The 12286-nt window shown below is 67.9% G+C and carries 13 protein-coding genes; all 13 read right to left on the bottom strand.

Annotated features, from left to right (window positions below; genetic code table 11):
* Positions 1–293: 293 nt before the first annotated feature.
* The 13 genes from ACTJKQ_RS03855 to ACTJKQ_RS03795 all read right to left on the bottom strand — a co-directional run bounded on the left by ACTJKQ_RS03855 (position 294) and on the right by ACTJKQ_RS03795 (position 12201).
* A complete protein-coding gene (locus tag ACTJKQ_RS03855) occupies positions 294–731 on the bottom strand; it encodes a hypothetical protein (RefSeq protein ID WP_440596058.1) in 438 nt (145 codons plus the stop codon).
* 80 nt (positions 732–811) lie between these two features.
* A complete protein-coding gene (locus ACTJKQ_RS03850) occupies positions 812–1441 on the bottom strand; it encodes a DUF3299 domain-containing protein (RefSeq protein WP_440596057.1) in 630 nt (209 codons plus the stop codon).
* Positions 1442–1482: 41 nt separating this feature from the next.
* Complete coding sequence (locus ACTJKQ_RS03845) at positions 1483–1734, bottom strand: hypothetical protein (RefSeq protein WP_056062836.1); 252 nt, start codon at positions 1732–1734, stop codon at positions 1483–1485.
* 60 nt (positions 1735–1794) lie between these two features.
* Positions 1795–3033 (bottom strand): FtsX-like permease family protein, encoded by a 1239-nt coding sequence (locus ACTJKQ_RS03840; protein ID WP_440596056.1) that lies wholly within the window; start codon positions 3031–3033, stop codon positions 1795–1797.
* The gene (locus ACTJKQ_RS03835) at positions 3030–3713 is read right to left on the bottom strand and encodes an ABC transporter ATP-binding protein (protein WP_056062842.1); all 684 of its coding nucleotides are present in this window, start codon (positions 3711–3713) and stop codon (positions 3030–3032) included. The genes ACTJKQ_RS03840 and ACTJKQ_RS03835 overlap by 4 nt, the downstream gene beginning before the upstream one ends.
* Complete coding sequence (locus ACTJKQ_RS03830) at positions 3710–4135, bottom strand: Fur family transcriptional regulator (protein ID WP_440596055.1); 426 nt, start codon at positions 4133–4135, stop codon at positions 3710–3712. Before ACTJKQ_RS03830 ends, ACTJKQ_RS03835 begins: the two co-directional genes overlap by 4 nt.
* A 200-nt stretch (positions 4136–4335) precedes the next feature.
* Positions 4336–4878 carry a peptide-methionine (S)-S-oxide reductase MsrA gene (gene msrA, locus ACTJKQ_RS03825; protein ID WP_440596054.1) on the bottom strand — a complete coding sequence of 181 codons (543 nt, stop codon included), beginning with the start codon at positions 4876–4878 and terminating at the stop codon, positions 4336–4338.
* 106 nt (positions 4879–4984) lie between these two features.
* On the bottom strand, positions 4985–5848 hold the full coding sequence (locus tag ACTJKQ_RS03820) for an isocitrate lyase/PEP mutase family protein (RefSeq protein WP_146870872.1): 864 nt from the start codon (positions 5846–5848) through the stop codon (positions 4985–4987).
* Between the two features lie 4 nt (positions 5849–5852).
* On the bottom strand, positions 5853–7277 hold the full coding sequence (locus ACTJKQ_RS03815; protein ID WP_440596053.1) for an FAD-dependent oxidoreductase: 1425 nt from the start codon (positions 7275–7277) through the stop codon (positions 5853–5855).
* Entirely contained in the window at positions 7274–7897 is a 624-nt protein-coding gene (locus ACTJKQ_RS03810) for a cysteine hydrolase family protein (RefSeq protein WP_440596052.1), read from the bottom strand. The genes ACTJKQ_RS03815 and ACTJKQ_RS03810 overlap by 4 nt, the downstream gene beginning before the upstream one ends.
* The gene (locus tag ACTJKQ_RS03805) at positions 7894–9978 is read right to left on the bottom strand and encodes a hydantoinase/oxoprolinase family protein (protein ID WP_440596051.1); all 2085 of its coding nucleotides are present in this window, start codon (positions 9976–9978) and stop codon (positions 7894–7896) included. Before ACTJKQ_RS03805 ends, ACTJKQ_RS03810 begins: the two co-directional genes overlap by 4 nt.
* Positions 9975–11690, bottom strand: coding sequence for a hydantoinase B/oxoprolinase family protein (locus tag ACTJKQ_RS03800; protein WP_440596050.1), 1716 nt, complete (start codon positions 11688–11690; stop codon positions 9975–9977). The genes ACTJKQ_RS03805 and ACTJKQ_RS03800 overlap by 4 nt, the downstream gene beginning before the upstream one ends.
* A complete protein-coding gene (locus tag ACTJKQ_RS03795) occupies positions 11683–12201 on the bottom strand; it encodes a LeuD/DmdB family oxidoreductase small subunit (RefSeq protein ID WP_440596049.1) in 519 nt (172 codons plus the stop codon). The genes ACTJKQ_RS03800 and ACTJKQ_RS03795 overlap by 8 nt, the downstream gene beginning before the upstream one ends.
* Positions 12202–12286 lie beyond the last annotated feature (85 nt).

The raw sequence follows: 12286 nt of genomic DNA, 5'->3' as shown, positions 1-12286 counted from the left end.
TGCGCGGCGCTGGCGGTGCCAACGCGCCTGCGCATGCCGACCCGCGCCCTGGGCGCGGGTTGATGAATAAAAACCGCTGCAAGCGCTAGTGAAATATGCGCTAGCAGCTATGAAAACAGGAGTAATGATGGGCGGCGCGCCGTGGTACGGCCGCTGGCAGCTGCCAAATCGGCCTGCATACAGCGGCTTGCATACCGCGCCCTGCGCCAGCAGGCACAACACCGCCGCGTTGCCCTGCAAGGCACACAGCGGGTACGCCGGCTGAGAAGGTGGGGCTGGAGGTGCGCTGCGCGTCAGGCGACCGGTGGGCCGCGCGCGTGGAATAGCGCAATGTGGGGTGTGCTCGCCCGCCCTGCCGCATGCACGGCCGGCGGCAGCGGCGCATCGGTCGCAGGCAGCGTCAGCGGGGCGGCATGCAATGCGTCGCCCAGCGCCAGCTGGTCGAGCAACAGGCAGTCCACCGGCGCGTGGTGGGCCAGCAAATAGGGCAGCCACAGACCGTGGCCGGGTGTGGCAGCGGGGCGCGCAGTGGGGGCTGGGTCCCACGCCGGCTGCCCGGGTAACGAAGAGGGCGCGGCCAGCAGCCCGGCATGCGCCTGGTCCAGCGCGCCGCCGTGCACCACCTGGTGCAGCCGCCCCAGCGTGGGCACCACCACCAATGCCAGCAGCAGCCACGCCAATGCCACGCGCCGCACCGCTGCGCCGCGCAGCGCGGCGGACGGCAGGTGCAAAGGGCGAAGGAAGGCGCGGGTCACGTCAGGCCAAAAGGTTAAGGGAGTGCGGCAGAGGCTGCAGCGGCAAAAGCCGTGGATTATTTCACCGGCACCGCATCCACCACGCGGTAGTACAGGCCATATTGATCATTGGGGAGCACGGTGAACTTGCCTTCCACCACCACGGGCTCCAGTGAATAGCGCACGGGTGTCTTGGCCTTGACCTCGACCATGCTCTCGGGCCCGCCCGGTGTGCAGAACGAGCAGGTCAGCGGCACGGAGGTGAGGATGAAGTGCGTCTGCGTGGGCTTGGCATCCAGCGGCACCATGAAGCCCTGAATGCGCTGCGTGGTCTTGTCCATGCCTTTCTGGGCATCGTTGAACACGGGCAGGATGCCGTCCTTGGTGGTCTTTTTGCTCAGGTCGGTCAGCACCGACCAGGGCACCACGTCGTTGCGCTGGGGCAGCGGGGCAATCGGGCTGTTGGGGCTGTGGTAGCCCGCACCCGACCCCGCTGGCACGACGGTGCCAGCGCCCGCAGGCAGGGGCGACGACAGCACTGGCGCTGCGGCCGTGCCTTCCTTGGCACGCTCAAAAGCGCCCGGCGCGGGCTTGGTGGCGCCGCCTTGCTGTGCGTGCGCACCGGTTGCCAGAACCAGCGTGGCGGCCAGACAAGCCACGCGAGCCATCAGGCCGGGGATGGGCAAGGGTTTCAAGGTGCAGGACATGGCGGGGACTCCGGGCGAACGAGCATCAAAAAAACAGGCGCTCAATGTGCGTGTTTCATGCCGCAGTATTTTCCAATGGCCAGGTTCTTGCACGCCGCCTGCAGGTCTTTCTGGCACTGGTCGTGGCCCTTGCCGGACTCCAGGCACTTGGCGGCGGCCTCGTGGGCGGCAGCCATGGCACGGTGGCGGGCGACGTCTTCCTGGGTGTCCTTGTCATTGTGGGCTTGCGCGTGGGCCAGGGCACCGGCGAGCAGCATGGGGGCCAGGGCGAGAGCAGCGAAAAGTTTTTTCATGGAAAGACTTTCAGGTTGAGTGGCTAGAGGGTTTATGGAGGTCAGAACTCGGGGGCCGCATCAGGGCTGGCTCAACAAGTCGGCCACATCGGTGCGGTAGGCCTGCATGGCCGGCAGCAGCGCCGCCAAGGCCGCCACGCCTGCGGCCAGCAGCGGCACCCCGGCTTCGGCGGGCAGCCAGATCCAGCCCGTCACCGGCAGCAAGCCCTGCGCCTGCAATGCCCAGCCCAAGGCCTGCGCCAGGCCGTGGCCCAGCAGCAGCCCCAGGATGGACGCGAGCGCGGCCAGCCACAGCGCCTCCCACAGCACCAGCCCGGCCACACGGCCCGGCGGCGCGCCCAGCATGCGCAGCATGGCCAGGTCGGCGCGGCGCTCGCGCACGGCATTCCACAGCGCGATGAACACGCTGAGCGCGGCCACGGCCAGCAGCACGCCGCCAAAGGCGCGCAGCACATCGGCACCCACGCCCAGCAGGCGCAGCAGGCGCGTGACCTCGATGGCGGGCGCCGCCGCCTGCATCGAGGTGCCGCCGTTGATCAGGCGTGGCAGCGTGATGGCCGCCATGGGCGTGCGGTAGCGCACCAGGGCCACGGTCACCTCACGCTCTTCCTTCATGATTTCCAGGTCCTCGGCATCGTTGGCCGTGGCGGTCTCGTGCACCATCCAGACGGATTCGGTGCTGGTCAGTATCAGCCGGTCCAGAACACAGCCGCAGGGCGCCAGCACCCCGCTCACACGGTAGGGGTGGTTGCCATGGGCGTGCCCTCCTCCACCCAGGCCGTGGCTGCCAATGAAGGTGGCCCCCACCAGCGGCGCGCCTTGATGGCTGGCTTTGACAATACCCCGCGCCACGCTCGCGCCCAGCACCGCGTCCATGGGCTGCTGCCACAGCGCGCCTTCGGCCAACTGGGCCTCATAGTGCGCCACGTAGTCGGGCGTGGTGCCCACGATGCGAAAGCCCTGGTAGCTGTCGCCCAGGCTGAGCGGGATGACCCGCGCCACCAGCGGGTTCTTCTGCAGCGCCTGCACCTCTTGCAGCGGGATGTTGCCCGTGGGCACGTCGATGTGGAACACGCCCGCCAGGATCAGCTGCAACGGGCTGCCCTTGGCGCCCACCACCAGGTCGATGCCACTCAGGTCGCGCTCGAACGCCTTGTCGAGCTGCGTGGCCACCAGCAGCACCAAAGTGATGGCGGCCAGGCCCAGCGTGAGAACCAGCAGGTTGAGCACGGCGGCCAGCGGGCGGGACCACAGGTAGCGCCAGGACAGGCGGGCGAGTTTGAATACTCCTGAATTCATAGCTGCTCAGGCATATTCAACCAGCGCTCCGTACCGATTTCATTCAAATTGAGGGTCTGGACACCTGCCAGGGCGGACACCACACGCTGGTCATGCGTGGCAATCACCAGGCTGGCATCGCAGGCAGCGGCGCTGTGCTGCAGCAGGGCCAATGCATCGGCCGCCGCCTCGTCGTCCAGACTGGCCGTGGGCTCGTCAGCCAGCAGCACCTGCGGCGCCAGCAGCACGGCCCGCGCCAGAGCCACGCGCTGCGCCTGCCCACCGGAGAGCTGGTGCGGCTTGCGGGCGGCCAGTTCGGCCACGCCCACTTGGGTGAGTGCGCGGTGAATGGCCGCATCGTCACGCGGCAGCCCGGCTGCAAAGTACGCCAGCGCCAGGTTGTCCGCCACGGTGAGTGCGCTGCTGAGGTACAGCTTTTGCGGCAGAAAGCCGATGTTGCGCGCGCGCCAGGCATCGATCTCGGCCCCCCGCTGCGTGCCCAGCTGGGTGCCCGCCACAAATAGGTCGCCGCCACTGGCACCGCGCAGGCCGGCCATCAGCGCCAGCCAGGTGGACTTGCCGGTGCCCGAGCGCCCGCGCAGCAGCAGCGTGCCGCCCTGGCGCAGGTCCACATCCGGAAAGCGCAGCGGCGCGGCGCCACCCGTGGCATAGGTGTAGGAAAGCCCCCGGGTGCGGATCATGCGGCAGCGCCCTCTGCCGGGTGCGCGCAGTCGGCACAGCGCCCGTGCACTGCAATGTCCACCGCCAGGCTCTCGTGTCCTGCGGTGGCCAGCGCCCGCAGCACCTGCTTGAGGGCGGTCTGCACCTTGGCCGAACCCTGTGACAGGCGGAACTGGCGGTGGCAGTCGTCGCATTCAAAGCGCGGTGCGGCACCCTCTTCCCCTTGTGGGGCCAGCGCATACCGCGTCACGCGGGCGGCATCGACTTGCTTGTGCAGCAGGCCGGCGGCGGCAAAACGGTCGAGCATGCGGTAGACCGTGACCTTGTTGACCGCAACACCCGCTGCAGCTAGGGCCGCCTCGACCTCGGGCTCTGACAGGGCTGCGTCCGGCCGGGCTTCGTACACCGCCGCCAAAGCCCGTGTGGCACGGGTGGCACGCATGCCGGGGGGAAGCGACCAAGGCTGGAGACGTTGAGGGGACGGGGAAGACATGGGTGGTGCGGATGAACTGCGCATAACGCAATCGGGTTGCATTATGCCTGCCTGCAGCCTCGCTCTGAACGAATTTGCTCCCTCCAAGCATTGAACCCGAAGCGCAAGACCCGGATCCCGCCCCTTTGGCAGCCACCAGCGCGTCAGCGTCAGCCCTTCAAATACCGCGCAAACGTCTTCCTGAACTTCTCCACCTTCGGCCCCACCACAAACGCGCAGTAGCCCGCGTTGGGGTGGTTGGCAAAGTAGTCCTGGTGGTAGGCCTCGGCCGTGCTGTAGTTCGTTAGCGGCTTCACCTCGGTGGTGATGGGCGCGCCAAACAGCTTGTCTTGCGACATCTGGCGGATCATGGTGTTGGCGATTTCGCCGTGTTCGGGGTTGTCGTAGTAAATACCGCTGCGGTATTGCGTGCCCACATCATTGCCCTGGCGGTTGAGCGTGGTCGGATCGTGGGTGTGGAAGAAGATTTCCAGGATCTCTTCCAGGCTGATCTCGTCGGCATCGAAGGTCAGTCGCACCACCTCGGCGTGGCCGGTGTCGCCTTGGCAGATCTGCTCGTACGTGGGGTTGATGGTGTGGCCGTTGGTGTAGCCGCTTTCCACATCGGTGATGCCGCGCACGCGGTCGAATACGGCTTCGGTGCACCAGAAGCAGCCGCCGCCCAGGGTGACGGTTTGTTGGTTGTGGGCCATGTGGGTCTCCATGCGGTGAAGTCAGACGAAAAGATCCACGACATGGTACGCGGCATTGCCCGGCGCAGCCCGGGCAGGGGATTTACCGGGCACACGTCGGGTCAGGCTACTCGTACTGGCGACCCTGCGCCATCAGCTCGGGCGTGCCAATCAGCGCATTCAGGCCGTCAAAGTCCATCATCCGGTCCTTGAAGGGCGCCGTGGTCTGGTGCGTGTGCAGGCTGGCGTAGTAGCCCTGCAGCGTGTGCGCCACGGCGCGGGCGGTGCCGCCGGGGAAGATCACGATGCGAAAGCCGCGCTGCTGCAGCTCGGCCGCGCTCTGGATCGGTGTCTTGCCGCCTTCGACCATGTTGGCCAGCAGCGGGATGCGGTGGGCAAAGCGCTGGCAGGCCGCGTCCATCTGCTCGGGGGTGCGCAAGGCTTCGATGAAAAGCGCATCCACACCACATTCCAGGTACGCCTCGGCGCGGTCGAATGCGGCGTCGATGCCCTCCACGGCCAGCGCGTCGGTGCGGGCCAGAATCAGGGTGTGGGCGCTGCGGCGTGCGTCCAGCGCGGCCTTGAGCTTGCCGCACATCTCGCCCACCGGCACCACCGTCTTGCCATCCAGATGCCCGCAGCGCTTGGGAAAGCCCTGGTCTTCGATCTGCACCATGGCCGCGCCCGCACGCTCAAAGCCGCGCACGGTGCGCTGGGTGTTGAGCGCGTTGCCAAAGCCGGTGTCGGCATCGACGATGACCGGCGTGCGCACGCGCTCGGTGATGCGTGCCAGGGTGTCTTCCACCTCGGTGTAGGTGGTCAGGCCCACGTCGGAGCGGCCCAGGCGGGTGTAGGCAATCGATGCGCCCGAGAGGTAGAGCGCCTCGAAGCCCGCCTGCTCGGCCACCAGGGCGCTCAGGGCGTCGTAGACGCCGGGGGCCAGGATGGCGCAGGGTTCATGGAGGCGTTCTTTGAACGATGAAGGGGTCATGTCTTCACACTTTCTGACGGTTCAGCCTGGCCGCCGTGTTCGCGGCGATGTAGCCACCGGCCACGGCGCTGAGCAGGCCGTTGCCGGAGAGATAACCCCACACCGCATCGCCCGACACGCCGCGGGCCGCGCCGCCTGCGGCCAAAAGATTGGGAAATGGCTGGCCAGTCTGCCCCAGCACACGGCACTGGGCGTCGATGTCCAGCCCGCCCTGGGTATGGAACAGCGCGCCGGTCACCTTGACCGCGCAGAACGGCGCCTGCAATGGGCGGGCAAACACACGTCGATTGTGGTCGTTCTGGCCGCTAGCGCTAGTGGTACTTGCCAGGGTTGCTATCAATTTTGATTCTTCGCAGCCGATCAATGCCGCCAGCGCCTGCACGCTGTCACAGTGCTTCACAGCACCGGCTGCCTCAGCATCGACAAAGTCCGGAAAGCTGCGCGCCAATGCGAGGATGGGCGCATCGAACACATTCCACGCCACGCCGCCCGGTTGCGCCAGCACATGCACCGACGCCTCGGAGTAGCCCTGTGTCTCGTCGTGAAAGCGCTCGCCCAGCGCATTGACCTGGATGCCGCCTTCCATCATCAGCGCCCACGAGATCAGCGCACCCTGCGGAATGGCCCAGGAGCCGTGGCCCTGGTAGCCGCCCAGGTCCGCCAGCCGTGCGCCCAGCGCCTGGCCCCAGGCGATGGTGCTACCGTCGTTGCCGGTGTGGCCAGCGAACAGCGCATCGCGCATCTCGGGCAGCAGCTCGCGCACCATGGACGGGTTGCCGCCAAAGCCGTTGCAGGCCAGGATGAGTGCGTCGCAGGCCAGGTGCTCCAGCGTGCCGTCGGGCCGCTCGTAGCCCACGCCGATCACGCGCTGCTGGGCGTTGACCCACAGCTCGCGCACGGTGGCTTCGGTGATCAGCGGGATGTCGACCGCCGTCACCGCGTTGGCCAGGCGGCCCATCAGGCCCACGCCGGTTTTCTCGGGCGTGGCGTGCATGCGGCGCACGCTGTGGCCGGGGTACAAAAATCCATCGAGCACCTGCCACTGCAGGCCATGGCGCGCTTGCAGTGCATCGAGCGCCGGGCCGATGGCCTGGGCATAGGCCTGCACCAAATGGGGCGCTGCCCTGCCCTTGGCCTTGGCGCTGATGTCGGCGGCAAACCGCTCCGGGCTGTCATCAATGCCCGCCGCGCGCTGCGCCTGCGTGCCGGGCGCGGGGATAAAGCCGGATGAGAGGGCCGACGAGCCCAGCGGGGTGGCATCTCGCTCCAGCACCGCGCAGTCCACACCGGCGTCGTGCAGCATCAGCGCCGCCGTGAGGCCACAGGCGCCGCCGCCCACGATGATTACTGGCACATGTGCGTCCTGCGCCACGGTGCCGGGCATGTGCTCGGCATGGCAGATGCGGGGTGTGCTCTTGGGCGCATTCATGCGGAAGGGGCGGCCACAGCGGCAGCAAAGTCGGCGCAGCTCAGCACCTGGGCCACGTTGGCCATGTCGGCCAGCGAGGTGTCGTGCACCTCTTGCTTGAAGGCCGCGCAGCCGTCGGACAGCACCAGCGTCTGGTAGTCGCGCATGTGAGCATCGCGCACCGTGCTGGCCACGCCCCCGTTGGTGACGATGCCGCATACCGCCACAGTGGTGATGCCCGCGCGGCGCAGCACCCAGTCCAGCTGGGTGTTGAAGAAAGCCGAATACGCCACCTTGCACACCGACACGTCCACCCACGGTGCGATCTCGGGCACATGGGCCTGGCCTGTGCTGCCAGGCGCAAAGTCGCCGCGCCGCAGAAATGGGCGCAAGGCCTTGAGGTGGGGCGACACCATGGGCTCGCCCTGCGCATCGGGCCACAGGGTGAACTGGCTGCCCACCACCATGCCGCCCGCCGCCTTGAGTGCGTTGGCCACCGCTGCCACCCGGGGTGGCAAGGCCTGGGCGGCAGCGCTCACCGCGCCACCGCGCGCGTAGGCGCCGTCCGGGGCCAAAAAGTCGTTTTGCAGGTCGATGATGACCAGCGCCGTGTGGCGCGGGTCGATGGCACTGTGACTCATGCTGCGCCCTCCCCGTCGGCCCGCACCAGCAGATTGCCCAGCGGGTCCACCGTGGCGCTGAAGCCAGGCTCCAGCCACACCGTGGTGTCGGGCTGCTCCAGGATGGCCGGGCCGTCGATGCGGGTGCCAACGGGCAGGTCCAGCCGTGCGTGGCGCGCGGCGTCCCACCAGCGGCCGGCGTGGAACACGCGCTGCACGCCCAGCGACGGGTTCACGGTAGTGGTCTGCGGGGCGAGTACCGTCAGGTCGAACTTGGGACGCACGCCCACGCGGGCGTAGCGCAGGTTCATCACCCGCACGGCAATGCCGTCGAGCACACGGCCAAAGGCGGCGCGGTAGGCGGCCTCGAAAGCAGCGCGGATGCCTTCGTGGCTCAGCGCATCAGCCGCCACGGGCACCTGCACGGTGTGGGTTTGACCGGCATAGAGCATGTCGAGCGCAATGATTTCCTGCACTTCGACAAACTTCACGCCCGCCGAATCCAGGCGCTGCTGGCAGGTGGCGGCGAGTGTGGCCACCCGCTGGCGAAGGTCGGCCACGTCCAGGTCGGCCAGGGGTTTGTTCAGCGTCTGCACCGCGTCGTGGCGCATGTCAGCCATCACACAGCCCAGGGCGGAGGTGACGCCGGGGTAGCGCGGCACGATGCCCGTGCCCACGCCCACCTCGCGCATCATGGCGCACACATGCAGTGCGCCGCCGCCGCCAAACGGCATGTAGGCAAACTGGCGCGGGTCGTGCCCGCGCTCGATGGACACCACGCGCACGGCGCCCGCCATCTTGGCGTTGGCCACCGTGAGGATGGCTTCGGCGGCTGCCATCACATCCAGGCCCAGGGGTCGGGCCACATGGGTCTCGATGGCGTCGCGCGACTTTTGCGCGTCCATGGCGGCCAGCAGGCCACCGCCCAGGGGCCGGTCGGCGGCGATACGGCCCAGCAGCACGTTGGCATCGGTGACCGTGGGCCGGGTGTTGCCCCGGCCATAGCAGGCCGGGCCGGGGATGCTACCGGCCGACTCGGGGCCCACCTGCAGCATGCCGCTGGCGTCCACCGAGGCAATCGAGCCACCACCCGCGCCAATGGTCTCGATCTGGATCATGGGCGAGCGCACGACCATGCCAAATTCAATGGCCGTCTGTGCGGCCAAGGCCGCCTCGCCCTTGGCCACCAGCGACACGTCGAACGAGGTGCCGCCCATGTCGCCCGTGATCACATCGGGGAAACCTGCCGCACGCGCAATCGCTGCACAGGCAATCACGCCCGCCGCCGGGCCCGAGAGCGCGGTGCGCACCGGCACATCGCAGGCCGTCTGGCGCGACATCACGCCGCCGTTGCTTTGCACGATGAGCAGCTCGCCGCCAAAGCCCTGCGTGCGCAGGTCGCCCTCCAGCCGCTCCAGGTAGCTGCCCACCACGGGCTGCAGGGCGGCGTTGAGCGTGGCGGTGGAGCAGCGCTCGAACTCGCGGATCTCGGGCAACACCTCGCTGGCGGCCGTCACATGCGGGTTGGGCCACACGCTGCGCACGGCGGCCACGGCGGCCTGCTCGTTGGTGGGGTTGGCGTAGGTGTTGATGAAGAACACGCAGACGGCCTCGCAGCCCGCATCCAGCAGCGCGCGCGCCTGGGCCTTGACCTGCTCGATGTCCACGGGCGTGTGCACAGTGCCATCGGCCAATACGCGCTCATCCACCTCCAGGCGCAGGTTGCGCGGCACGATGGGCTCGAAGCTGCCGCGCAGGCCCCAGGTCTGCGGCCGGTCACGGCGGCGCATCTCCAGCACGTCCCGAAAGCCGCGGGTGGTGATGATGCCGGTGCGTGCTACCTTGCGCTCCAGCAGCGCATTGGTACCCACGGTGGTGCCGTGCACGATGGTGGCGATCTGCGCGGCCGAATCGGCCACACGCGCCACGCCATTCATGAAGCCGCGCGCCTCCTCACCCCGGGTGCTGGGCACCTTGACGATGCGGGCGCTGCCGTCGCGCTCATCCAGCACGAACAGGTCGGTGAAGGTGCCACCCACGTCCACGCCCACCACATAGGACGCCTCGCTCAAAGCCTTGTCCGAAACCTTGCCGCTGCTCATGCCTTGCCTTTCAATGCTTTCAGTGCGTCAGGGACGCTCACATAGCCCATCGCCAGATCCTTCTCACGCGCTGCCGCATCCCGCGCGGCCGGGGCACCGTAGCCACCACCGCCAGGGGTCTCCAAGCGCACGCGCTCGCCCTGCTTCAGGCGGATGCCAATCATCTTGGAGCGCATGGGCGGCTGCTTCCATTCACTATCGTTTTCATAGCTAAAGACGTTCATGGAACCTGCGCTACCGCCCGAAATGCCTTGGGGAGACGCCTTGCCACGCTCGCCAAAGATGAACACCTCGGCATCCTGCTCCAGCAGCTCAATCTCATAGATAGCGCCCAGGCCACCCCTGTGCTGGCCGTCGCCGCCCGAATCGGGCCGCAACGCCCACTGCGTGAAGCGCACGGGGTACGCCGCCTCCAGAATTTCGAGCGGCGGGATGGTGGCGGTGGAGATGGGCGCATTGCCATGGCTCAGGCCATCGCCATCGCTGTGCCCGCCGTGGCCGCCACCGAAGAAGCTGAACATCACCCAGCGTTGGCCCTTGCGCGCGGGGTCGGTGCGCAGCCCGGCGATGGACAGCGCGTTGATGGTGCCGTAGGCCTGGGCCATGGCACGCTTCGGGTCGGCCTGCGCGGTGGCGCTGAAGATCACGTCGATCATGCGCAGGATGGTTTCGGTGTAGCCACCCACGGGGCGTGGGCGCGCGGCGCTAATGACCAGGCCCTCGGGCAGCACAAAGTCCACCGCGTCCAACACGCCCGCATTCGCAGGCACATCGGGGAACAAATGCTTGAGCGCCACGTAACACGCCGCAATGGCCGTGGCGCGTGAGATGTTGACCGGTCCGGCGCACTGCGGCGAGGTGCGCGAGAAGTCGAGCGTGAGGCGGTCGCCCTGCACCGTCATGTCGAGCGCAATGGTCAGCGGCTCGTCCTTCACGCCGTCGTTGTCCAGGATGTCGCTGAAGCTGTAGCGCCCGTCCGGCAGCGCCGCGATGTGCGACTGCATGAGCTTGACGGCGCGCGTGCGCAGCTCACCCATCGCCTGCTGCACCTGGGCATCGCCGTACTGGTCCAACAGGTCGTGCAGGCGGCGCTCGCCCAGGTCCAGCGCGGCCAGCTGGCCGTTCAGGTCACCCCACAGACTGTCGGGCAGGCGGGTATTGGCCTTGAGGATGGCGAGCACGTCGTCGTCGAACACGCCGCCCCGCACGATGCGCACGGGCGGAATCTGCACCGCCTCTTGCCAGCACTCGGTAGCGGCCGGGTTGTAGTTGCCGGGCACGGCGCCGCCCACATCGTGCCAGTGCGCGGCCGATGCCAGAAAGCAGTACAGCTTGCCACCGCGAAAGAAGGGCCGCACCAGCTTGAAGTCGTTGGCGTGCGTGCCGCCTTCGTAGGGGTCGTTGAACAGCCAGGTGTCGCTCGCCGTGATGCCACCGCGCTCGCCCGCGGCCCGCATGGCAGCGCGGACGGCGAAAGCCATCGCCCCCACAAACACGGGCAGGCCCGATTTGCCCTGCACCAGCGTGTCGCCACTGACGGCGTCGTACAGGCCGTGGCAGGCATCGTGCGCCTCGGCGATGATGGGGTTGAACGCGCTGCGGTACAGCGTGGCGTCCATCTCGTCCGCGATCTGCTCCAGGCGGCCGCGCAAGACGGCCAGGGTGACGGGGTCCATCGAGGGCGGTGCGGTGGTGGTATTGTGTTCAGCCATTGATGGCCTCCTTGCCAAAGCGGGTGCGCAGCTGGTTCAGCAGACCGCCAGCGCGCACCATGTCCATGAGAAACGGGGGAATCGAGTCGCAGACCAGCGCTCGGCCCTGGGGGGTGATGACAGCGGGCGTCTGCCAGTCGAGCGTGACGGCATCGCCGTCACCCAGTGCGCCCAATGCATCGGCCTCGGCGCAGGTCAACAGCAGCAGTCCCAGGTTGAAGGCGTTGCGAAAGTAGAGACCGCTGAACGACGGCGCGATGACCGCCACAATGCCCAGCCGCACCAGCACGGCGGCCGCCTGCTCGCGCGAGGAGCCAATGCCGAAGTTGGGCCCGGCCACGATCACATCGCCCTTGCGCACGCCGCCCACGAAATCGGGCCGCACCGATTCGAGACAGTGGCGCGCCAGCACGTCCAGGCCGTGCTTCATGGCATGGCCGGGGGCGAGTACATCCGTGTCGATGTCAGCGCCAAGGCGCCATACCCTGTGAATATTCGTCATGTCGTTCATCCAACGCGCGGTGTATGAAACCGGCAAGGCCCAGACCAGTGCCACCGTGGAACTGGCTTTGCCAGGCCACCGGTGGCGTCCCCCT

This window comes from Acidovorax sp. 22279, from assembly GCF_052045435.1.
Taxonomy (GTDB): Bacteria; Pseudomonadota; Gammaproteobacteria; order Burkholderiales; family Burkholderiaceae_C; genus Acidovorax; species Acidovorax delafieldii.
The sequence above is the reverse complement of the archived record's forward strand: the minus strand, read 5'-3'. Positions and strand labels throughout refer to the sequence as shown.